Source organism: Winogradskyella arenosi (assembly GCF_003337305.1).
GTDB classification, from domain to species: domain Bacteria; phylum Bacteroidota; class Bacteroidia; order Flavobacteriales; family Flavobacteriaceae; genus Winogradskyella; species Winogradskyella arenosi.
In genome coordinates, this window is the sequence record NZ_QPJO01000001.1 from 1109184 (window position 1) to 1132290 (window position 23107).

The window sequence follows — 23107 nt, forward strand, 5'->3', positions numbered from 1 at the left end:
GTAATAAATTAGAACCGGCTAGTAGGGGCGTTTTTATGAGGTTTGTGGCACGTACAAAAAGACGTAAATAAAAAAGACTCCAAGCGAACTTGAAGTCTTTATATAAAGTAAATAAGGTATTAAATCTATTTAGGGTCTAAAATGAGGTTGATACGTTCTATAGCATCTGCGATATGGATTTTACTCATTGTATCTCCACCACGAGCTGAACGTAATTGATTCTTTAAAGTCGTTAACTCTGCTCTAACAACGGCTCTAATATCAGATTGACTTGTGTTTACTGGTGTTACTTTTACATAAGCACTAGATCTTCTACTTTGTCTTGGAGATTCCGCAGTCATTAAATATTCTAAACGGTCAATATAAGCACGTTGTAAATTACGTCTGTAAGTATCTATTTTTTTACCAGTTCGTAATTCACTCCACACCCCTTGACGAAGATCACTCATCATATCGGTTAAAGCGTAAGCTTTATTATCGTAAGTATAAGCTTCAATTAAACGTTGCATTTTTCCTAGACTTAAAATGTTGTCTAAGGTTCTTGCTTGCATCGCTCTTACACGTTCAACAGAACCTGTAAACTCTATACGGTCAAAAATGTTTTTGTCTATTAACCATTCTGGTGTTTCGAACAATTGCTTCTGAATAAAAGCCATCGCTTTTTTCTGGTGTGCTTTAGGTACAGCAGTGTAAACTACACCTTCTTGCTCTGAGGTTTTGTAGTGTTCATAAACACCACCAATATTGTTAGAAACATGTCCCATATAACGGTTAAACTGAGAAACAACGTGTCCGTACATTTCATCTAAATCGTCATAATCTTCACCAGCTTCAGTAGTCCATTCAATAAGATTAGGTACAATACGTTTTAAGTTTTTAATTCCGTATTCACTAGCTAACATAGCATCATCACCTAAATCTTCTGTTTGTGAGCTAGGGTCTACTACATCACCAGCTTGTTGGTGTCCAAAACGGTACATTGGGTCACCTTCATGCTTAGTGATCCATTCGTTTAGAACAGGCTTTTCTTCTTCTGATGTTTTGTCTAAAATTGGTCGGTAACCCCAAGAAATAGCATACTTGTCATAGGTTCCTATTTCTGGCATTAAAGCAACACCTTCATCACCAGGTTGTGCCACGTAGTTAAAACGAGCATAATCCATAATAGATGGTGCTGTTCCGTATTTTTTAGTGAATTCAGCATCACGTAATTTTTCAACAGGATAAGCAACACTACTTCCCATGTTGTGTGGTAAACCTAATGTATGACCTACCTCATGGGCAGATACAAAACGAATAAGACGTCCCATAACTTCATCTTTAAACTGTGGACTCTGTGCATCAGGGTTTATAGCCGCTGTTTGTACAAAGAACCATCCGCGTAGTAAAGACATAACATTATGGTACCAGTTGATATCACTTTCTAAGATTTCACCAGTTCTTGGGTCACTAACGTGAGGCCCATTGGCATTTGGAATAGGTGAAGCTAAATAACGTACTACAGAGTAACGTGCATCTTCAGGGCTCCATTCTGGATCTTCTTCTATAGAAGGTGGGTCTTTAGCGATAATAGCCTCTTTAAAACCAGCAGCTTCAAAGGCAACTTGCCAATCTTCAATACCTTGCTTCAGGTACTTTCTCCATTTTTCTGGAGTGGCTCTATCAATGTAGTAAACAATTTGTTTCTTAGGAACAACAAGTTCTCCGCGCTTAAATTTTTCAATATCTTCATCTTTAACTTCTAGTCTCCAACGGTCTAAGAACGCAACAGATTTACTCTTCTGGTCTTCTAATCCGTAATCAGTTTGGCTACTTGTAAACCAACCTACACGTTCGTCAAAATAACGGCGCTTCATTGGGTTAGCCGGTAAAAGAATCATTGAATTATTAATTTCTACTGAGATAGCACCGGTGTTAGAATTTGATGGTGGTGATCCTGCAGAATACGTTTTTACCGTTCTAGATTCAATATTAGTTGGGTAAGATTTAATAGATTCAATAAATGAAAGCTGAGCATCTAAACGTGAAATTTTATATTGTTTTCTGGCACGTTGTGGAAACCCTAGTGGCTTTACATCCTTTGCAAATAAGTCTGTTACATCAATAACAGTATTTAAAGAATCTGTACTAAAAGCTTTAATTGGGAAGGTTGCAATAACAGGTTCAAAATTAGAGTTTTCAACAGCTTCATGTACAGGTAAAGAATCGGCTGCTACAACTTGGTGAGATACCATACGTAAAAGCACTTTTTTGTTTTTCTTTTCCCATCGTAAGACTTGCTCACTTAGTTTTCCTCCACCAAAACCAAGTCCTGATGCAGTTTTAGAAATACGAGTCACCATAAGCATTTCTCTATCGAAAAGTGAGTCTGGGATCTCGTAGAAGAATTTGTCGTCTACAGTATGTACTGTAAATAAACCTTGGTCGCTTTTAGCATCTTTAGTGATGACTTTAGCATAAGGTTGAGGGTCGTTTTTTCCAGGTTTTTTACCTGAGTGTTGGGTGGTTGCGGTGGCATCTTTTTTAGATTTGCCAGCTTTTTTAGCCGTAGAACACGAAAATGCTAAAAAAGTAGTAACTACAAGGAGTAGCCTTAAGTTTAGGTGTTTCAAGATAGTCAATTTTTTTAAATTCGGTTGAAAATACATATTCTATTAATGTTATGTTAATAACGGGCCTGACTTTAGTATTTTTTTAACGCGGTTTAATCTAAGGTATTGAGGTAAGATTGAATAAGATCTACGCCTTTAGTGTGCTGCATAGAGGTGCCTATTAGTGGCATGCTAATTCCGTCTAAATAGAAGCTCATTCTATAATCAATAAGAAAAGCTTGTTCTACAATATCACTATCCTCTAAAGGGGTTTCATAAGCCAGATTGAGTGTTGATAAATCTTCACAATGCCCACCAGGAATATGGCAGTGGGCACAATTAATATCCATATACGCTCTCGCTCTTTCTTCTAGGGAAACACTAGTGTTGTCCCATTTAGGAAGGCTTCGTACGGAAGCACTACTTGAAACTCCTGATAGCTGCTGATTGCTTATCCATTGTTCTAATTGATTAGTACCATCAATGTCAAAATTTAATGATCTTAATTTTGGACCTATAGGCTTCACCGTATTGGCATTAGCGTGGCAGGTAAAACAATCTGTGTTTGATGGAATTTTATAGTTCGCTGTTTGGGAGGTTCCTTCTAGATCTATCCAAGATACGGGAAGGGTGCTGCCTTCTGAGTCTAATGTAGCGTCTGTTTGTTCCTCATTCCAAATATAATTTCCGGTTTGCCAAGTGCCGTTAATTTTAATTAAAATTCGTGTTTCAATAATGTGTTGGCCTAAGCTGAGGTCGCGTTCGTCATTATTGTAAAAAAAGGTTTTAGCAATAACTGTTTGGTCCGGGAAAATAGGGAGTCCGTCACCGTTAAATGCCATCGTTGTACCCGCGGGCAAGGCGATGAGGCGTTGTTTATGGGCATAATCGGTAAATAACGGTGTGCTAAGTTCGTATGGAATGGCTTGTGGTGATATACTGAGTGAGTTTAAAGGCCCCAGAAATAAATTTAATTCAGATAATTGGGGTTTAAACTCAGGAATTACAGGAGCTGCTGTGGTACTTAAATTATATAATGCGGTACGCAGACTTTCATTATCGGTGTCGCATAGGTTTTGCACATAAACATTATAAGAAGTATTAGGTTCTAGTTGGTCAATGAGAACGGTAGTATTGCTGGTTATGAGTGCCGTTCCATTACCTACGGTAAACCCAGAAAGGCCATATTCTACCCGGTAAGATGAAGAGGTGTCGTTTGCCGCCCAAGTGATTGTTATGGAATGATGAGAAATGGCTGTGGCAGTAACATCGGTAGGGGCATCGCAAGCTGCAATAAGTTGGTCGGCATCGTCATTAGAGCAAGCGCTTAGTAAAACAAAAAGCAGAGATAATAAGCCAATTTTTCTAATCATGAGTGGTGAGTTGTTGATCTATAGTGTGTTGCTAAGTTAGTAAAAACTTTATCAACAGCGGCGTACAGGTGAGGTGAGACCAAAAAAAAGAGAATCGTTTGAAGGATTCTCTTTTTGTAATGGATATATTATTTAGACTTTAGACCAACGCAACAAATAAGCCGTCGTCGGTTTTTTCTACTTTAGTTAGTCCGTGTTTTCCTAGACCTTTAATGCCTTTATCCCAACCTTTGTTACTTAATCCTGATTGTGATTTTAAAACGTTAAGATCCATGCGTTTTTCAGATTTTAAAACCTCTAAGATGGCTTTTTCATTATCGCTAAGATCTACCTTTTTCTTTTCTGGTCGCATCTGTGGGAAGAATAATACTTCTTGGATACTTTGGTTATTGGTTAAGAACATAATTAAACGATCCATTCCAATTCCCATTCCAGATGTAGGAGGCATTCCGTATTCTAAAGCACGTAAAAAGTCATGATCGATAAATTCTGTGGCTTCATCATCCCCTTTTTTAGCTAATTTTAATTGGTGCTCAAAACGCGCTCTCTGATCAATTGGATCATTTAATTCTGAATACGCATTGGCAATTTCCTTACCACAAACCATTAACTCAAAACGTTCCGTTAATTCTGGGTTTTCTCTGTGCTCTTTACATAACGGGCTCATTTCCTTAGGGTAGTCCGTAATAAAGGTCGGTTGAATATAATTACCTTCACATTTCTCCCCAAAGATTTCATCGATAAGTTTACCTTTCCCCATCGTTTCATCCACTTCAATGTGCATGGCTTTAGCAGCGGCTCTTATTTCATCTTCCGTCTTATTATAAATATCAAATCCTGTAAATTCTAGGATAGAATCGCGCATTGTGATACGCTTATAAGGGGCTTTAAAATTAATTTTATGTTCTCCAAAAGTCGCTTCAGAAGTTCCGTTTACAGCAACAGCACAATGCTCTAAAAGTTGCTCACAGAAATTCATCATCCAGTTGTAATCTTTATAAGAAACGTAGATTTCCATAGCGGTAAACTCTGGATTGTGCGTACGGTCCATACCCTCGTTTCTAAAGTTTTTAGAAAACTCATAAACCCCATCAAAACCTCCTACAATAAGACGTTTTAAATACAACTCATTAGCAATTCTCATATATAATGGAATGTCTAAACTGTTGTGGTGTGTTATAAATGGGCGTGCTGCAGCGCCTCCAGGAATGGGTTGAAGTACTGGTGTTTCCACTTCAAAATACCCAGCGTCGTTAAAAAATTGACGCATAGCATTAAAAAGTTTAGTACGCTTTATAAAAACTTCTTTTACGTGCGGATTTACAGCCAAATCAGCATATCGCTGGCGGTAACGTTGCTCCGGATCCGTAAAAGCATCATAGGTTTTTCCATCTTTTTGCTTCGGAATAGGTAAAGGCTTTAAAGCTTTGCTTAAAAGTTTAAAATCTTTAACCATTACTGTTTTTTCCCCAACTTGGGTTGTGAAAAGTGTGCCTTCAATACCCACGAAATCACCTAAATCTAAAAGCTTTTTAAAAACGTCGTTGTAAAGTGATTTGTCTTCTCCTTCACAGATTTCATCACGGTTAAAATAAACTTGAATACGACCTTCACTATCTTGTAGTTGAGCAAAAGAAGCTTTACCTTGAATATTAATAGCCATTAGACGACCAGCAATGATAACCTGTTTACCTTCTTCGTAATCAGATTTAATCTGTTTGGAAGTATGGTTAACCGGATATAAATCCGCTGGATAAGGGTTAATCCCTAAAGCTCTTAGCTTTTCTAACTTTTGGCGTCTTACCAATTCTTGTTCTGAAAGTTGCATTCTTATTGATTTTTAATGGCTTATCTCCACTTTTTTGATAAGCAGGTGCAAAATTACAATTTTTAGAAAAATTAATGAGCTCCTTTTGGTTTTGATTTAGCTCTAGGTTCATTTTTTTTAAGTTGCTAAGGCCAATGGTGAGGTTAAAGGTTCTTAATTCGGGGTTTCTTATTCAGATATGTAACAATTAACGATCACCTTCGTCTAAATAGTTATAACAATCTTATTAATCCCTAGATATGAGTTTTTGGCGTGTAATTCTTTCCATTATTTGTCCACCTTTGGCAGTCTTAGATAAAGGCTGTGGATCTATTATCATTACTTTTCTCCTTTGGCTCTGTGGTTGGGTTCCTGGGGTTATTGCCGCACTGATTATTCTTAATAATCCGAAGCGATAAAAAGCCTACCTTTGCAGTCTTAATTTTTTTATGTCTACAATGAAAACAATAGTTACATTAGTTACAGGTTTAGCCTTTATGCTGTTGACAAGTTGTCAATTTTCAGAAAAGATCTACATCAATGAGGATGGTAGTGGTCAGGTTATATTTTCTATGGACGCTTCAGAAATGATGGGTTTTATGGGGCAAATGGGCGATGATGCTTCAGAAGGAATGGATAAGGCTGTAGATTCTACAATTATCTTTAAAGAATTTTTAGTCGCGTATAAAGACAGTATTGCGTCTCTCTCTCCGGTGGAACAAGAAAAGATAAAAGCCATGGAAGATTACAAGCTTCATATGGTGATGGATCCGGATAAGGATAAAATGTTATTTGATATCGAGGCCGATTTTAAGAATGCCAATGAGCTGAGAGATATGTTTAAAGCGATGAATAGTTTTAATGATTTTAAGGGAGCTGAAAATGCAAGTGAAAATGCAGCATTTAGTCCTTTTTCTAACTTAGGAAATGACGGAGCAACAGCGGTGAGTTATGCCTACGACGGAAGGCTTTTTGAACGAAAGGCGGAAATCTTAGACGCCGAGAAGCATCAACAAGCTTTAGATAGTTTAGGTAAGTCTGAAATGATTTTTGCATCGTCTAAATATAAAATTGAATACCATTTTCCTAAGGCTATTAAATCCTTTTCAAAAGAGGGCGCTATGTATAGTTTAGATAAAAAAACGGTAAGCTTTGAAGTTGGATTTTTAGAGATGCTTAAAAATCCTGAACTGCAGGATATAGAAGTTGTTTTAGAGGATTAAAATCATATTATTTTGAACAAAACCATACTGCTCGAAGATTTAGGAAGAAAAGATTATAAAGAAACTTGGGATTACCAAGAAACCCTCTTTAAAGCCATCTTAGATACGAAGATTAAAAACAGAAGAGAGGATTTGGGCTTGGAGACTCAGAATCACTTTTTGTTTGTAGAACATCCACATGTTTACACTTTAGGTAAAAGTGGAGATTTGTCTAATTTATTGCTTTCTGAAGCTGAATTAGCGGCAAAAGAAGCCACATTTTACAAAATAAATAGGGGTGGAGATATTACCTACCATGGACCTGGACAGGTTGTAGGATATCCCATTTTAGATTTAGATAATTTTTTTACAGACATCCATAAATACTTACGTTTTTTAGAAGAGGTTATTATTCTAACCCTTGCAGACTATGGTTTAGAGACTGAACGTAGTCCTGGTGAAACCGGGGTTTGGTTAGGAGTAGGAACACCCTTTGCCCGTAAAATATGTGCCATGGGAGTTAGAGCGAGCCGTTGGGTAACCATGCATGGTTTTGCTTTAAATGTCAATGCTGATTTAGGTTATTTTGATAATATTATTCCATGTGGAATTAAAGGGAAGGCGGTTACGACTTTAAATAACGAACTAGGAGTAGAGCATGTTGATGAGGACGCTGTAAAAGCTAAAATTTTAAAACATTTTAGTACCCTTTTTGAAGCTGAATTTAATTCTAAGAAGGCGGATTAGTAGGTTGGTTTTTGCGTTGTTGATGCCTACGTGTTGTGCGGATAAACTGATACCTAAAATCGTCATAGAATAAGCTAATCAGTAGGATAATTGCTCCTATAATTAGCGTGTGGATGTTAAACTCTAGTTTAGAGTAGATAAAGCCTCCTATTAAGCCACCAGAAAAAAAGAAGCCGATAATAAATAGTCTTAAGGTTATAGTGGCTTTTAAGGCCTGATGCTTTGCCTTGTATTTCTTAAAAAAGAGCTGCGATAATTCGATTCCTAAATCGGTAAATAAGCCTGTAAGGTGTGTGGTTCTTACAACGGCATCAGAGATCTGTGTTACCAATGAATTCTGAAGTCCCATAGCAAATAAGAGGGCGCAGACAACAAGATTAGCAACGGTGTTTAGGGTTTCTAAGTTGAATAGACCTATAGAAATAAGAATAACAACTTCTAAGAGTGTAGGTAATACAAATACATTAAGTTTCTTGCTTTCTCTAAAGCGTTCAATTAAAAAACTTGAGCAAAAAGCCCCTGTTAGGAAAGAGAAAATATAGACTACGTAGATGGTTCCTTTCCAAAATTCAAAATTGGCAAGATCACTAATAAAAAACGCAAAGTGGCCTGTAACGTTTGTGGTTAACTGACTAAAGGCTAGAAAACCAGAAACATTAACAATACCGGCCACAAAAGATAATACCGTGGCAATCCGCAGGTTGTGTATTAAGGTTCTGCTAGTGCCTTGGTGTCTAAACATGGGTTTTTAATTTGTAGTTATACCTTCAGTAATAATTAGGGTTTTATGGGTGAAATATGACGCTCAATTTTTATGATTAAGGCTTAATTTTCATCGTTAAAAAACACCTTGTAATAATGCATTTTCTTGTCCTCGTCATAACCGCGTTCTAAATATTCAGCAGAAGCATCAGGAGCATCTACATCGAGTTTTATTTGAATGTTCGTGTCGAGTTTTATTTCAGTTTTAATCTTCTGTTTTTGCTTTTTTAAGGCGACTTCTGAAACGTCAAACTGATTTCTAATCAGGACTTTGTTGTCTAATTCGTAGGTTTTTTTATAGTCTTCAAATAGCTGAATTTTATCTTCTTCCTCAAAAACTTCTTCTTTAAAGGTCTCTATATTAACAATTTCGTTTTCTTTAAAAAAGTCAACCGTTTTAGCTAAGAAATTACTTTGCTCTTGACCGCCAAAATTAGGTTGAAGAACCTCTTTAGAGAACTCTCTACATAACTCAATACAATTCTTTGTGTGTTGGTTACTATCGTCAGGGTATTTTATGTTTAAAAAACTCTTAATCCAATATTGCGTGTCGTAGCTATTGTTATCTACACTAAACACAATTTTTCCTTCCATATCGGAAGTATTCAAAATTAAGCAGCCTTTGTCTACTTTTTTAGCTTGAATACCTTTCTGTACGAGAATGTCGTAGTTGTTACCGTCCTCTAGATACGTTTGAAAAAATTCAGTTTTATTTTCAATCTTATAGATCCCAATGGCATCCGTAAAATAGTCTTCGTACTGAATGTTGTCAAAATGGCAAATAAGAACATCACCCGTTTTTATTTGTGCCGAGTTACTCTGCTCAAACAAATGGTTAACAATATGTTTAGAAAGGTCTACAAAATCGGCATCATCTTTAAACAATTGTTCGCTATAAGTGTTAATTTCGTTTAAAGCAACATCGCTATGATGGTGAAAACGATAGCTCTCAGCCACACTAACAAAAGGTTTTAAAAGGTAAGGAAGCATAAGGTGGTAGGTCGCCTCGTCAAAATCTACAACAGCATCTGAAAATGCATTTTTAGTGCCATTAAATTTGTTACCTACTTTATGAATAATGCAACTTTTTATGGAAGCTTTTTGTCTTTTTATCATGGGAAATCTGCGGCTTTATAGCGTATTAATTATTATGAAATAAGAATAAACAATTTTGATCTTAGTTTATTTTATAGACCACAATCGTTTGGTCATCACTTTGCGAAATGAGTTCTAAATCTCGTTCATCGTCTAGTTTTTCTAATGTGGCAGCACCTACACCAAAAACAGGGAAATTAGGAATCGGTTTCCCTTGACTATCAAATAAGTAAACTTTTTTAGCTTGCTTATCTGTTGTTGTAATATAAATTTTATCGTTTAAATAGAATATTCTTGGGGCGGTATAATCGCCATAATCCAAATCTATAGTTCTAGATTTTATGGTAAGCTTATTTTCATTTAGGGTTACCATAGTTTTACTTGTGGTATTTAGGTTATGATTATCCGTTAAATTAAGGTTTTCTCTAGTGATGGTTCCTCGGGTATTTACCTGTACAAGTTGTCCTAGGGTATTGGTGGTGGTAAACTTATTCTGATACAAATAAATAGAGTTGTCAGAAAATTGAAAGCCTTCCTTAAGGTTAATTCTGTTTTGCCCTTGTCGGTTTAGGATTTTTAAATCTTTACCTGCCGCGAAAACAATATAATCTTTTGTGCCAATACGGTAATGTTGGGGTTGAGTTTTTAGGGCTGCACCATTGTTTTTATACTTAAAACCTTTTATAGGTTGGCCTTTAGCGTTATACATCAGTAAGTGCTTGCCTTGCGTCACTAATAAACGGTAGTCTTTACGTTTGTTGTAATCAAATACAGAAAGCGGTTGAGTAATAGGATCGTTAAATTTTAAAGGAAAAGGAGATACGTCGTTACCGTTACGGTCTAAAACATAAAGCCTTTTTGGAGTGGTGAAAGCCAATTGCAATCGGCCATTTTTATACATGTCTATCTGTTCAATAGCGCCTAAAATTTGACCTTGTAATTGTTTTTTCCAAAGAATATTTCCGGTATTAGAAATGAGGTATAATATATTGTTTGCGTCTTGTGCTACGATGTCGTAGGTCTTGGTTATATGATTTTTTACCACTTGTGGCGCCAAAATTAGGGGGTGCTCTAATGTGGTTGTAAACGCTTCATTAACGGAGTTTGTTGCTGATCTCTTTTTAAATTTTTGAATTATACCGTGAACATGGGTGTAATGGTCTTCATGAATAAACTGAACAGCATTGGCATCATAACCTTTTAAAGATGCATCAAGGTAAGAAGATAGGGCGTCTGAGTCTTTATATATAAATAAGGAAGCCTCGTCGCTGAGTTGGGCTTGCATGTTAATGAAGGCTTCAGAATTTGAAAGGGTTTGGCGGTTGAGCGCATTAACCAGAATAGATTTTAAAGCTTCGGGTTCGGCTGTGAAAATGACAAAGTTTTCAAAAACAGCGAAATATTTAGCTTCTTCAAACGTGATAAAAGGATTTAAAATGGTCTTAAAGAAATCAGGATTCTCAAAATTGAAAATATCCAGATCTCTAAAGGTTTCAAAATGTGATTTTTCCTCTATAGCTTCAACCAAAAGTTTGGGATCTAAAGAATGAAGAATCAGAGCTTCATCGGTACGCGAAATCTCATTTGTAAAGTTTAAAAATGTTGGCGTTTCAGGGTTTAAATTGAGTTCCGTAGACGAATTATTTTTAAGAAATACCGAAAAGTCGTCGTAGGTAATACTCAATAAGGACTTGGTGCTTTTTGGTGCAATTTGTGGTGTGTTAATTTTTTGTGGAATAGTGAAATTAAAACGATCCATAAAATTCGTTATAGAATCCTTCGCGGTTAAAATACCATGATAGCTTAGACTTTTGTTGTGTGGGGTAAAATCTAAAACCGTATAGTTAGAATGATCCTCCTCTATAAGCGGTGTAAACAATAATTCTGAATAATTAACGGCTGCGGATTTAAAAACAATCGAGGCGACCGCTTTGGTATCGGTCGTTTCAATAAGTTGGCTTAATGCGGTATTTTCATTTTCAGCATTTAAATTTTTCAAGAGGTTTAAATCGTTAGAACCTGCAAAGGTATTGCCAATGACTGTATGGTAAATGACGGATTCATCGATTTGGGTCTTTGTAATTTTAGAATTCGCTAAAGTTTCAGAAATAAGATTTGGGAGGCTGTCTATAACAAATAAGGTAGTGTCGTGTTTTGTTAGAATAAGATAATCCGTTACGGTAGAATCTTTATAGGTAAGATAAACAGGTGCTGTGGTGCTAAACTGTTTTAAAATTGGAGAGACAGCTTTAAGGTTGTCGCTGTAAACAGTTTCAAGAATGGTATTGTTAGTAATACTGTTTAAAAAGTCATTTAATTCATTAATCTGAATAACGGCTTCAGCATTCGGTGGAATAAATTGATAGGAGTGTTTGGTTTTATTATAATCTTTCTGACACGAAATCATAAAAAGGAGTAAAATAGATAAAAAACCAAGTCGCTTCATTAAAGTGAGTTTTTAATTAAAGGACAAATATAAAAAGTAAAATGGAGTCTCATTTTAAAACGACGCATTAATAATAGTAAAGCTAAAGGTAATACGGTTACTTTCGCTTATAAATTTAATTCGTATTGTTCGGGTAATAAGCGAAAGGATTTACGGTGGTATTTTGTAATCCCGTATTTTTCAATAGCGGCACGGTGTTCTTTGGTAGGGTAGCCTTTGTTTTGTTTCCAATTGTACATAGGGAATTCCTCATGTATTTTTTCCATGTAGGCATCTCTGTGGGTTTTAGCTAAAACGGACGCGGACGCGATACTCATATATTTTCCATCACCTTTAACAATGGTTTCATAAGGGATGTTCTTAAAAGGCTTAAACCGATTGCCGTCTACAATTATAAACTCAGGTGATATTTCTAATTTCTCAATAGATTGGTGCATGGCCAAAATAGAAGCGTTAAGAATATTAATGCTGTCAATTTCTTCTTCATAAATATGGGTAACTGCAAAACTGATACTGTCTTGTTCAATTAAGGGCTTAAGTAATGCTCGGTTAGATTTTGAGAGCTGCTTAGAGTCTGTTAAGATGCTGTTCTTAAATCGTCTAGGTAAAATAACAGCGGCTGCCGTAACCGGACCTGCTAAACATCCGCGACCAGCTTCATCTGTTCCGCACTCTATTTTATGATTTGAATATTGAAATTTTAGGGCCAAAATGTTAATTTTTGAACAAAGTTAAAATTTTAACGCAACCCTTTTGCTTTTTTTACATCTAAGAAGTGAGTAATCCACGAAAACAGTAGAAAATTGTATTGTTGGAATTGTTGTCATTATCGTAACATACTTAACATTTTTTTAGCAAAAACGTTTGCTTATTTAATATTTAATTAAGATGTTTGCAACTAGACTAACTCAAATAATTGTTTTATGAAATTAAAGTTAACATGGTTATTAACGCTTTTTATGGCGTTCGTGATGCAATTTTCTTTTGCACAAGAGAAAACTGTCACAGGTACAGTTACAACGGCTTCGGATGGTTTACCTCTTCCAGGTGCAAGTGTAATTGTAAAAGGGACCTCTAGAGGTCAACAAACAGATTTTGATGGTAAGTATACCATTCAAGTCAGTCAAGGAGATATTTTAGTAGTTTCATACGTAGGTATGAAAGATGCTGAAGTTCTTATTGGTTCAGGGAGCACATATGATGTTTCAATTGAAGAAGATAGTGCTTTAGATGAAGTAATTGTTGTAGGTTATGGAACAACAACTAAAGAAGCATACACAGGTACTGCAACTCGTATTGAGACAGAAAATGTAGAAGCTAAGGCTGTTTCTAACGTTTCTGAAGCGCTTAGAGGTGAGGTTGCCGGTGTAAACGTAATTTCTTATAGTGGTGCGCCAGGAGCGGATGCTACAATTAGAATTCGTGGTTTCGGTTCTGTAAATGGAAATTCAGATCCTTTATATATTGTAGATGGTGCTCCTTATGCGAGTGACCTTTCTTCAATTAACCCTGCAGATATCGAAAGCATGACTGTATTAAAAGATGCTGCGGCAACTTCTATTTACGGTTCAAGAGGTGCTAACGGTGTAATCGTTATTACTACGAAATTAGGGAAATCTGGAAAAACAATTGTTTCTGTGGATTTTAAAACAAGTGTTAACACATTATCATTACCTCAGTATGATATTGTTGAGTCTCCAGAGCAATATATTGAATTGTCTTGGGAAGCACTTAAAAATAAAGGAGCATTACTAGGGCAGTCAGATCCTGCTGCTTGGGCAAGTGCCAACTTATACGGTACTGCAGAAGGTATCAATAGTGCATACAATATCTGGGATGCAGATGGAGCTAACTTAATTAATCCTGCTACTGGAGAATTTAACTCAGGTGTTAATCGTAGGTACACACCAACTAAATGGTCAGATGCTGCTTTTGGTACAGGAATTAGAACTGAAGCTAACGTACAACTTAGTGGAGGTAATGAAAGAACACGTTTTTCTACATCTTTCGGTTATTTAAATGATGAAGGGTTTACAATCAACTCTGGTTATAACCGTTACACAACAAGATTAAATGTTGAAGATAAGCCAGCAGAATGGTTAACAATAGGAGCTAATGTTGGTTTTACAGGAAGTAAGTATAACAACTCTTCTAGTGATGAAGGATCTTCAGGAAGTTCTGGAAACATTTTTGCTTTAACAAATACAACACCAGCAATCTACGATGTATATTTAAGAGATGCTAATGGTGATTTGGTTGCCGATCCTATTTATGGAGGATACCAATTTGATTATGGTTCTGAGTATGGAAGAAGAGCATGGAACTCTACCAATGGTATTGGTGATGCTACTTACGATTTAGCACGTACAGATGTAGTAACAATGTTAGGTAACTTCAATGTTGGTATTGATATTACTAAGAACTTGAAATTTGAAACACGTTACAGTGGTCAAATTAACACCTCTAACTATACATCAATGTCTAACCCATATTATGGAAGTGGAGCGTCTAGTCAAGGTTACTTATTTAAAAGAGAATCTACTAACATTAACCAGAACTTCTTACAAATGTTACGTTACACGAAACAATTTGGAAGTCATAATGTAGAAGCATTCGTAGCACACGAATCTACAGTAAACAGATATAACTATTTATCTGCTGCTGCTCAAACAGCTATTATTCCAAGATCTACAAGTTTAGATCAGTACACAACTGCAGTAGGTCAAGCCTCTAGTTATACATTAAGACAAAGTTTAGATAGTTACTTTTCACAGTTTAACTACAACTATGATCAAAAGTATTTCTTTACAGGATCTGTTAGACGTGATGGGTCTTCAAGATTTATCCAAGACAAATGGGGTACTTTCGGATCTGTTGGTTTAGGATGGGTTGTTTCAAACGAAGATTTCTTTGCTAATGTAGATTTCTTAGATTATTTAAAAGCTAAAGGAAGTTACGGGGTTATTGGTGATCAAGGTGTAAATACACTTTACGGATACAATTTCTTCACAATTAATACAACAGCTGACGGGTCTATATCTTATTCACCTAGTGGTGAGGCAGCAAACCCAGATTTAACATGGGAAACTTCTAAAATTGCTCAGTTTGGTTTAGAAACTACTTGGTTTGATGGTTATTTAAATTTAGATGTTGATTACTACGTTAAGAATACAACAAACTTATTCTTCACTCAAGCATTACCAACATCTCCTGGAGATTCGTTCATCAGATATAATGACGGTGAAATGAGAAACAAAGGTCTTGAATTTGATGCTCAGGTATTTATTATTAAAAACCATGAAGATTGGAGATTGTCATTAAATGTAAATGGTGAGATGTTTGATAATGAAATTACTGAAATGCCAATAGATTACATTACAGGAGTAGATAAAGTTATCGATGGTAACTTATCTGTAGGAAGATCTTTATACGAATGGAATATGAGAGAATGGGCTGGTGTCGATCCTGCAACAGGAGCTGGTTTATGGAGTGCATACTATAATGATGTTGATAATGATGGTGTTTTTAACTCTGCTAACGGAGATGAAAGTATTTCTAACTTAACATTATACCAATCAACGAACCCAGATGCTAATATCGTAAAAACAACTACATCTTCTTATACGTACTCTGATGAAACTACATTAGGAGCTACTGAAGCTTACGTTGGTAAATCAGCTATTCCTAAAATAAGAGGTAGTTTCCGTTTAAATGCAGGGTATAAAAACTTTGACTTATCTGCACAATTCGGTTATAGTATCGGTGGATATGTTTATGATACAGGTTATGCAACGTTAATGAATAATAGAAGTTTAATAGGTACTAATAACTACCATACAGATGCCGCTAATGCATGGTCTGAGGTAGGTGATATTACTAATGTACCAAGATTATCTGCTGGGTATGATACAGATGTAAATTACAGTGCTACTTCTTCTCGTTTCTTAACTAAAGCAGATTATTTATCATTAAATAACATTAGATTAAGCTACTCTTTACCAAGTGATGCTGTAGAAGCTATGAAATTAAGACGTTTCAACATTTTCGTAACAGGTGATAATGTTATGATGTTATCAGCAAGAGACGGTCTTAACCCTACAACATTCATTGGTACGTCAAATTCAGGTATATATATGCCTAGAACTGCATTTAGTGTAGGTGCTAAAATTGAATTTTAAAAAAAAAAATGATTATGAGAAAAAAATTAATTTATTCAGTAGTATTATCCTCGTTAATGTTTATGGGGTGTAATGATGAATTCCTAGAAGGCGAAAATACAAGTGTATTAACGGCTGAGGGTATTGCAGAACATTCTGATACTTATACTGCGCTCTTAGATGGTTCGCTTAACGGTATTACCAGTTTAATTATTGAGCCGTTTGGTATCACTGGTGATAGCCATGATGACTTTGGTCAGAAAGGTGTTGATCTTTGGACGGATATCGTATGTGGTGATGTAGCATTATCTGCAAGTGCATATGGATGGTATAATGCACCAGCAAATTTAGTTTCAACCGTAGATTTTACAGATGATACTAACTCTACAATTTGGGAGTATTACTATAGAATCATCAAAATTGCGAATGGAGTTATTGAGAATAGTGGAGGTAATGAAACTATTCCTGAGACTGACGATGCAAAGCGTATTATGGGACAAGCTAAGGCATACAGAGCTTATGCTTACTATAATTTAGTGCAGTTGTTCCAGAGAGCTTACGATCCAGATCAAGAAGTTTTACCATTCTATAACATCGATACTTATAGCTTAGAAAAAGTAAAAGCGTCAGTTATTTATGATCAAATTATTTCTGATTTAACAGATGCAACTAGTCTTTTAGATGGGTATACTCGTGAGTCTAAAAATCAGTTAGACAAAACAGTAGCACAAGGTTTCTTAGCCTATACTTACGCTGCTATGGGGAACTATGCAGACGCTAAAGTTTATGCTGATGCTGTAATTAATGCAGGTTATCCTTTAACAACAACAGGAGAATTAGCATATCCTGGTGCAGGTTCAGGGTTTAATGATATTAACGCCGCGTCATGGATTTGGGGTTATGATTTAACTGAAGATTTAGGTCACCAATTAATAGACTGGTGGGGACAAATGGATTATTTTACATATAGTTATGCTTGGGCCGGAGATACAAAATCAATTGATGATTTATTGTATTCAAAGATTCAAGATGGCGATGTAAGAAAAGATCAGTTCGGTACTGGTGCTGCACCATTACAACCAATCAACAAGTTTTTTGATCCGGGTAGAACGGTTGCAGGACAATACGTAATTTCTACAGATTTAATTCTTATGCGTTCTGAAGAAATGTACTTATTAAGTGCTGAAGCGTCTGCTAATCTTGGAGATGATGCTACTGCTAAAGCAATCTTATTAACTATGTTAACGGACCGTATGGGAAGCGCTGATGCTACAGCATACGTGTCACCGTTGTCAGGCCAAGCGTTAAAAAATGCTATTTACTTACAGACTCGTATTGAATTATGGGGAGAAGGTAAATCTTATTTCGCTATGAAGCGTAACCAAGCAACTGTGACAAGGGGTAGTAACCACGTGTTTAGAGCTGGAGAGTCTTTTTCTTACGATTCTGATGAAATGTCATTCCAGATTCCTGAAATTGAAATAACTAACAACCCAAGTATTACTGGGCAAAACTAAAAAATATTAAAATGAAAAAATATTATAAATATCTAGCGGTTTTCGCAGCCATCGCAATGTTTAATTGTGAGGCGGATGATGAATCTAAATTAAGTAATTATGTAGGTTTTGAACAAGGAGATTTGCCTGTTGAAATAAAGAAAGATAGTCTTTTTACCAAGACTGTACAGGTGGCCGCATCTGAAGTTTCAAGTTCAGATCGTACTTACTCTATTTATGTTGATGGTGCATCTACTTTAGGAACTTATTATGAAGTGCCTGAGACGGTAACGATTCCTGCTAATACCAATGTTGGGTCTTTTGATGTTGTACTAACAGATGATGAGACTTTAGAATATTTCGATCAAACATTGATTTTTCAATGGGAAGGTGAAAGAGGTTTAAATATTAGTAATCCTGTAACATTAAATGTAACTGAGTTATGTGAGTTAACATTAATTAGTGTAGTGCTAGAGTTTGATGACTATCCTGGAGAGGCTTATTTCCAATTAGTTGATTTTTCAAGCGGATCAGCAGTATTACTATATGATAGTCGTAATGAACTAAGCTTTAGTGGTTTAACAACCTATGAGCATAGGTTTTGTTTAGATGATGGTGACTATGGTATTGCAGTATATGATAGTTATGGTGATGGTGGAACTGATTATACAGTTTCAATTAAAGGTGAAGATATTGTTTTATCTGAAGGTTCTGTTCCTGATGCAGGTTCTGGTTATCCTGTTGTTACTAACATATCAGACATATTTACTATAGAATAATTATTTTTATTACTTATTGTAAAGCCACCATATTTATTATGGTGGCTTTTTTTGTTACTTATATCTGTTATGAATTAATATAAAAAACCTGTATATTGCCAATAAATTTATTTAAAAAAATATGAAAAAATACTTACTATCTATAGCCTTATTGGTTGCTTTCAATCAAAGTTATAGTCAAAACCCTGCTGACAGTAAGCTTTCACAAGGAAATCTTCAATTATTAGAGCAATTTAAGCTAGAGGAAACAAACCGTTTGGCTAGAATAGATTCATATCTAAAGGCCCACCCAGAAACTAAAGTAAGCTTCAAAGATGGTTTCAATTATAGCCATATTTATGATGTTGTAGATGGTGTAGTATTATACAAATCTACTGATAATTTAGATGCGGGACGCGCAACTAAAACTTCTTATCTACAAGTTGGCGGACAATTAAATTTAGACTTAGACGGGTCAGGGATGACAGTTGGTGTATGGGACGGAGGACCTGCTCAGAATACTCACGTTGAATTTCTTAATACTGAAGGTACAAATTCACGTATAACGGTTATCGATAATATTACAACAGAAGGAGAATCAGCATTTAGTAGTCATGGAACACACGTTGTTGGTACAATTGCTGCTATTGGAGTAGATCCACGAGCTAAAGGTATGGCAACTAATGTTTCTGTCAAGTCTTATAATTGGACAAATGATCTTTCTGAAATGGTTTCAGCTGTTAACGCGTCTTCTAATCCTATTATTCTATCCAATCATTCTTATGGTATTCCTGTAATTGGTGATGACGGTGCTTTACCGTCTTGGTATATGGGAGCTTATACCCAAGATGCTGCCAGTATTGATAATATTGCGCTTAATAACCCTAAATATTTAATTGTGGCTTCCGCAGGAAATAGTGGACAGAGCAGTTATGAAGGGGGACTTTATCCAGGCTATGATAAACTTACTACAGATAAAAATGCAAAAAATAGTTTAATTATAGCCAACGCTAGCCCGGTTCTAGCACCTTTTACATATGATTTGGAGCCAGTTAGTATCAACTCAAGTAGTAGTCAGGGGCCAACTGACGATTTAAGAATAAAACCAGATATTGCTGCAGACGGAACGGGTTTATTATCTACAGTCCCTACGGATAGTTATGCAGAAATGACTGGTACATCTATGTCAGCACCTAACACTACTGGTACCTTGGTTTTGTTACAACAATATTATAACCAACTTAATGGGGAGTATATGGATTCTTCTACTTTAAGAGGTTTAGTGAGTCATACTGCAGTAGATGATTTTTCAGAAGAAGGGCCTGATCCAAAGTTTGGTTGGGGATTTTTAGACGCCAAAGTTTCGGCAGAAACTATTTTAGCAGCTTCAACAGGAGAGGCTATCATGGATGAATTGAATTTAATGCAAAATGAAACTTATACATTGACGTTTTCTGCAGAAGCGGGAGATATTTTAAAGGCGAGTATATGCTGGATTGACCAGGTTGGACCTGTTTCTACAGGTGAGTTAAACGATCCAACCGCTAGGTTGGTAAATGATTTAGATTTGAGATTATCTAAAGATGGATCTACTTTTATGCCTTGGAAATTAAATTATTCTGCAGATTCAGGATTCTCTAATTCTAAAGGAGATAATTCTGCAGATAATATTGAAATTATTGAAATTGAAGCACCATCATCTGGAGTTTATTCTTTAACGGTTTCGCATAAAGGAACGCTTAAAGGAAATGTAGGAGGACCTTTTGATCCACAAAGTCAAGACTTTTCATTAATTGTTACGGGTAATAATCTTACATTAGGTGTAGAAGAAAATGCACTTTCCAACAGCTTAGTGGTGTATCCTAACCCTAATAAAGGTGAGTTTACAATCAGTTTCGATTCTAACTTAGCAACAACCTCAGATGTTGTTATTGATATTTATGATATCAGTGGACGTAAAGTGTATCAAAATACTTTTGCAAACGTAAACGGACAGTTTAATAAAACCATAAACTTAACAGGAGTTGCTTCTGGAGTTTATGTTGCTAATATCGCTCAAGGCGCTAATAAAACGTCTCAGAAGATTATTATTGAATAATCTAAGTAAAGCATTTTGCTAACTAACGGCCAACAATCTATTTGTTGGCCGTTTTTTTTGTTAACTAATTTGTAATTTTTTATTCTTAAACAATATTTTATAGTTTACTTTGTTTGAAATTTATAAAGTTTTAAATGCATCATAAAAATCTATATGTTATCCTTTTTTGTTTGTTTTTAGTTCCTGTCGCGGCACAAACTAAATTAACAACAGGAAACGCACCCAATAGAACCGATACCTCGGCAACTAAAAAATCAAAGGCTTATAAAGATGTTGCTAGAATAGATATGTATCTGAAGTTTAAAAATGCTGCAGACTCTATAGCGGTAGACACAACCTTAACGCTAAAGAAAGATTATAAGTTTAATTATCTGCAAGAAGATAGTTTTGGACTTATGCCTTTTGCCAACATGGGACAAACTTATAATAGCCTTAGTTTCGATGCTTGGTCTAATCATATTGCTCCTCAATTTGCAGCACGGGCTAGACATTTTAATTACTTAGAACACGAGGATATCTACTTTTATGAAGTACCAACACCTTGGACACGTCTAACCTACAAAACAGCATTTGAACAAGGTCAGCTCCTCGATGCCTTTTTTACCGTTAACCTTACCAAACAATTTAACTTCTCTATTGCCTATAAAGGATTAAGATCGCTAGGGAATTATCAAAACGTGTTAACAAGTACAGGTAATTTTAGATTTACCTCTAATTACAATTCTAAAAACGATAAATACCATGCAAAAGGGTATATCGTTATGCAAGATTTACTAAACAATGAAAATGGAGGCTTATTAACAGAAGACCTGGTTAATTTTACCTCGGGTAATGAAGAATTTTTAGATCGTTCGGTTTTCGATCCACAATTTGAAGATGCAGAGAATATATTAGAAGGGAAAAGATTTAATTTAGAACATTCTTATGATTTGTTAAAGAAACAAGATTCCTTAGCGCAAAATAAAATTACCCTGTTTAATAAAATCTCGTTTGAAGATAAATATTACCGTTACAGTCAAACTTCAGCTGCAACTTCATTCTATGGCGATGCATTTGCCACAAGTATCTATGATAAGGTAACACTAGAAGACTTTAAAACATCCGTAGGCTTTCAATATGCAAATAATATAGTAGGAGATGTGGAGTTTGCCTTAAACTATACCGATCTTAATTACGGTTACGATAGTTTAGTGTTATTCCCAGGAGAAACCATTCCCAACCGTATTCAAGCCAATTATTTCGGAGTGGAAGGGACTTACGCTAAAACGTATAAAGGATTTAAGCTCTCTGCCAATGCAGCCCTTAATTTGTCAGACAGTTTTGTGGGCAGTTATATAGACGGTAATATAAGTTTAAAACTCAATGACGATATACAACTCTCGGGAGGATTAGCCATCAATTCCAGATTAGCCAATTATAATTTCTTACTGTATCAAAGTGATTACGTCAACTACAATTGGTATAACTTAGAAGATTTCAAAAATGTTAATACCCAACAACTAAATATTAAGTTGCAATCCGATAAATGGTTCAACGCAAGTCTAGACATTTCTAATATCGACAACTATACCTATTTCAATCTAGACGAAACCGTAGATGATGTTAACGTTATCCGACCAAATCAATACACAGAACCTTTACAATACTTAAGGTTTAAACTTCAGAAAGAATTTAAGTTTGGTAAATTCGGCTTAGACAATACAATCATGTATCAAAACGTCGTTAGTAATGCAGATGTTCTTAATGTCCCAGATTTCATTACTAGGAATACACTTTATTATTCCGATGAAATATTTAAAAAATCTCTAAAGTTTCAAACCGGGGTCACATTAAATTACTTTACAACGTACTATATGGATGGTTACGATCCATTGCTAGCAGAATTCTACACACAAAACACAACAGAGATTGGCGCCTTTCCAAGATTAGACTTTTTTATCAACGCCAAGGTCAGACAAACTCGTATTTTCTTTAAGCTAGAACATTTCAATTCCTCTATCACAGGTTACGATTATTTCTCGGCACCCAATAATCCATACAGAGACCTTACCATTCGTTTTGGTTTAGTCTGGGATTTCTTTCTATAAAATAGTTTGGGCATTGCACTTTTGCTTTTCAGCAGCAAAAGTGCCGCGTCATCCGCTGTATCTTTTTTTTAGGGTCATATAAAGACCAAAGCAGGCTTTAGGATTTAAAATAACAAGAGCTTACATAACAACAATGATACTTTCAAAAAAAAGGATGCCGCTACTACCGCTAATGCGAAAAAAAGGAAACCGTAAAACAAGGGGTTTACAAATCATTTTATAGGGGTAGAGTAGCAAGAATACCATAACCTATAGAAAAGCTATAATTTTATTTAGTTTTAAATCGCAGGTTTTTAAGGCTTTAAAAATTAAACAAAAATAAAACCTAAAAAGGGCTTGCGAGAAAGAAAAAGGGTTGTATATTTGCACCCGCTTAACAAAACAATGTTAAGTAAAAGTAAAGAAATAAGTTCATTAACATATTGAATTGACAGCGTAAAAATTAACTGGAAACGGTTAATTAAAAACAAGAGAATAAATCATTTAGA

The 23107-nt window shown here is 35.5% G+C and carries 15 protein-coding genes; 8 read left to right on the forward strand and 7 right to left on the reverse strand.

Annotated elements, in window-relative coordinates; genetic code table 11:
• Nucleotides 1–125: 125 nt before the first annotated feature.
• The 3 genes from DFQ08_RS04675 to lysS form a co-directional block, all read right to left on the reverse strand.
• Complete coding sequence (locus tag DFQ08_RS04675; RefSeq protein ID WP_394347172.1) at nucleotides 126–2615, reverse strand: zinc-dependent metalloprotease; 2490 nt, start codon at nucleotides 2613–2615, stop codon at nucleotides 126–128.
• 89 nt (nucleotides 2616–2704) lie between these two features.
• Complete coding sequence (locus tag DFQ08_RS04680) at nucleotides 2705–3964, reverse strand: fibronectin type III domain-containing protein (protein WP_114308613.1); 1260 nt, start codon at nucleotides 3962–3964, stop codon at nucleotides 2705–2707.
• A gap of 139 nt (nucleotides 3965–4103) precedes the next feature.
• On the reverse strand, nucleotides 4104–5792 hold the full coding sequence (gene lysS, locus DFQ08_RS04685; RefSeq protein ID WP_114308614.1) for a lysine--tRNA ligase: 1689 nt from the start codon (nucleotides 5790–5792) through the stop codon (nucleotides 4104–4106).
• Nucleotides 5793–6031: 239 nt separating this feature from the next.
• Here lysS and DFQ08_RS04690 point away from each other — a divergent pair, with 239 nt between their 5' ends.
• Genes DFQ08_RS04690 through lipB form a run of 3 tightly spaced genes read left to right on the forward strand, consistent with a single transcriptional unit; the run spans nucleotide 6032 to nucleotide 7720 of the window.
• Nucleotides 6032–6190 carry a YqaE/Pmp3 family membrane protein gene (locus DFQ08_RS04690; protein WP_114308615.1) on the forward strand — a complete coding sequence of 53 codons (159 nt, stop codon included), beginning with the start codon at nucleotides 6032–6034 and terminating at the stop codon, nucleotides 6188–6190.
• A 39-nt stretch (nucleotides 6191–6229) separates the two neighbouring features.
• Nucleotides 6230–6994, forward strand: coding sequence for a hypothetical protein (locus DFQ08_RS04695; protein WP_114308616.1), 765 nt, complete (start codon nucleotides 6230–6232; stop codon nucleotides 6992–6994).
• A 12-nt stretch (nucleotides 6995–7006) separates the two neighbouring features.
• Nucleotides 7007–7720, forward strand: coding sequence for a lipoyl(octanoyl) transferase LipB (gene lipB / locus DFQ08_RS04700; RefSeq protein ID WP_114308617.1), 714 nt, complete (start codon nucleotides 7007–7009; stop codon nucleotides 7718–7720).
• Here lipB and DFQ08_RS04705 read toward each other — a convergent pair.
• The 4 genes from DFQ08_RS04705 to DFQ08_RS04720 form a co-directional block, all read right to left on the reverse strand.
• Nucleotides 7704–8462: a YoaK family protein gene (locus tag DFQ08_RS04705; protein ID WP_114308618.1), complete on the reverse strand. Its 759-nt coding sequence runs from the start codon at nucleotides 8460–8462 to the stop codon at nucleotides 7704–7706. The genes lipB and DFQ08_RS04705 overlap by 17 nt on opposite strands.
• A gap of 83 nt (nucleotides 8463–8545) precedes the next feature.
• Nucleotides 8546–9598, reverse strand: a complete 1053-nt coding sequence (locus DFQ08_RS04710; protein ID WP_114308619.1) for a nucleoid-associated protein — start codon at nucleotides 9596–9598, stop codon at nucleotides 8546–8548.
• Between the two features lie 61 nt (nucleotides 9599–9659).
• Complete coding sequence (locus DFQ08_RS04715) at nucleotides 9660–12023, reverse strand: ribonuclease HII (RefSeq protein ID WP_114308620.1); 2364 nt, start codon at nucleotides 12021–12023, stop codon at nucleotides 9660–9662.
• Between the two features lie 107 nt (nucleotides 12024–12130).
• A complete protein-coding gene (locus DFQ08_RS04720) occupies nucleotides 12131–12733 on the reverse strand; it encodes a ribonuclease HII (protein WP_114308621.1) in 603 nt (200 codons plus the stop codon).
• 213 nt (nucleotides 12734–12946) lie between these two features.
• Here DFQ08_RS04720 and DFQ08_RS04725 point away from each other — a divergent pair, with 213 nt between their 5' ends.
• The 5 genes from DFQ08_RS04725 to DFQ08_RS04745 all read left to right on the forward strand — a co-directional run bounded on the left by DFQ08_RS04725 (nucleotide 12947) and on the right by DFQ08_RS04745 (nucleotide 22619).
• On the forward strand, nucleotides 12947–16201 hold the full coding sequence (locus tag DFQ08_RS04725) for a SusC/RagA family TonB-linked outer membrane protein (RefSeq protein WP_114308622.1): 3255 nt from the start codon (nucleotides 12947–12949) through the stop codon (nucleotides 16199–16201).
• A gap of 14 nt (nucleotides 16202–16215) precedes the next feature.
• The gene (locus DFQ08_RS04730; RefSeq protein ID WP_181858354.1) at nucleotides 16216–17697 is read left to right on the forward strand and encodes a RagB/SusD family nutrient uptake outer membrane protein; all 1482 of its coding nucleotides are present in this window, start codon (nucleotides 16216–16218) and stop codon (nucleotides 17695–17697) included.
• A gap of 56 nt (nucleotides 17698–17753) precedes the next feature.
• Entirely contained in the window at nucleotides 17754–18455 is a 702-nt protein-coding gene (locus DFQ08_RS04735; RefSeq protein WP_147269441.1) for a hypothetical protein, read from the forward strand.
• Nucleotides 18456–18576: 121 nt separating this feature from the next.
• Complete coding sequence (locus DFQ08_RS04740) at nucleotides 18577–20532, forward strand: S8 family serine peptidase (RefSeq protein ID WP_114308625.1); 1956 nt, start codon at nucleotides 18577–18579, stop codon at nucleotides 20530–20532.
• Between the two features lie 134 nt (nucleotides 20533–20666).
• Entirely contained in the window at nucleotides 20667–22619 is a 1953-nt protein-coding gene (locus tag DFQ08_RS04745; protein ID WP_114308626.1) for a putative porin, read from the forward strand.
• The last annotated feature ends 488 nt before the right edge of the window (nucleotides 22620–23107 follow it).

Bases quoted from the DNA above. Each gene is read 5' to 3' on its own strand.
- DFQ08_RS04695 (WP_114308616.1), top strand. From the start codon at position 6,230: ATGAAAACAATAGTTACATTAGTTACAGGTTTAGCCTTTATGCTGTTG.
- lysS (WP_114308614.1), bottom strand. From the start codon at position 5,792: ATGCAACTTTCAGAACAAGAATTGGTAAGACGCCAAAAGTTAGAAAAG.
- DFQ08_RS04680 (WP_114308613.1), bottom strand. From the start codon at position 3,964: ATGATTAGAAAAATTGGCTTATTATCTCTGCTTTTTGTTTTACTAAGC.
- DFQ08_RS04740 (WP_114308625.1), top strand. From the start codon at position 18,577: ATGAAAAAATACTTACTATCTATAGCCTTATTGGTTGCTTTCAATCAA.
- DFQ08_RS04705 (WP_114308618.1), bottom strand. From the start codon at position 8,462: ATGTTTAGACACCAAGGCACTAGCAGAACCTTAATACACAACCTGCGG.
- DFQ08_RS04735 (WP_147269441.1), top strand. From the start codon at position 17,754: ATGTTTAATTGTGAGGCGGATGATGAATCTAAATTAAGTAATTATGTA.
- DFQ08_RS04715 (WP_114308620.1), bottom strand. From the start codon at position 12,023: ATGAAGCGACTTGGTTTTTTATCTATTTTACTCCTTTTTATGATTTCG.
- DFQ08_RS04725 (WP_114308622.1), top strand. From the start codon at position 12,947: ATGAAATTAAAGTTAACATGGTTATTAACGCTTTTTATGGCGTTCGTG.
- DFQ08_RS04730 (WP_181858354.1), top strand. From the start codon at position 16,216: ATGAGAAAAAAATTAATTTATTCAGTAGTATTATCCTCGTTAATGTTT.
- DFQ08_RS04745 (WP_114308626.1), top strand. From the start codon at position 20,667: ATGCATCATAAAAATCTATATGTTATCCTTTTTTGTTTGTTTTTAGTT.
- DFQ08_RS04710 (WP_114308619.1), bottom strand. From the start codon at position 9,598: ATGATAAAAAGACAAAAAGCTTCCATAAAAAGTTGCATTATTCATAAA.
- DFQ08_RS04690 (WP_114308615.1), top strand. From the start codon at position 6,032: ATGAGTTTTTGGCGTGTAATTCTTTCCATTATTTGTCCACCTTTGGCA.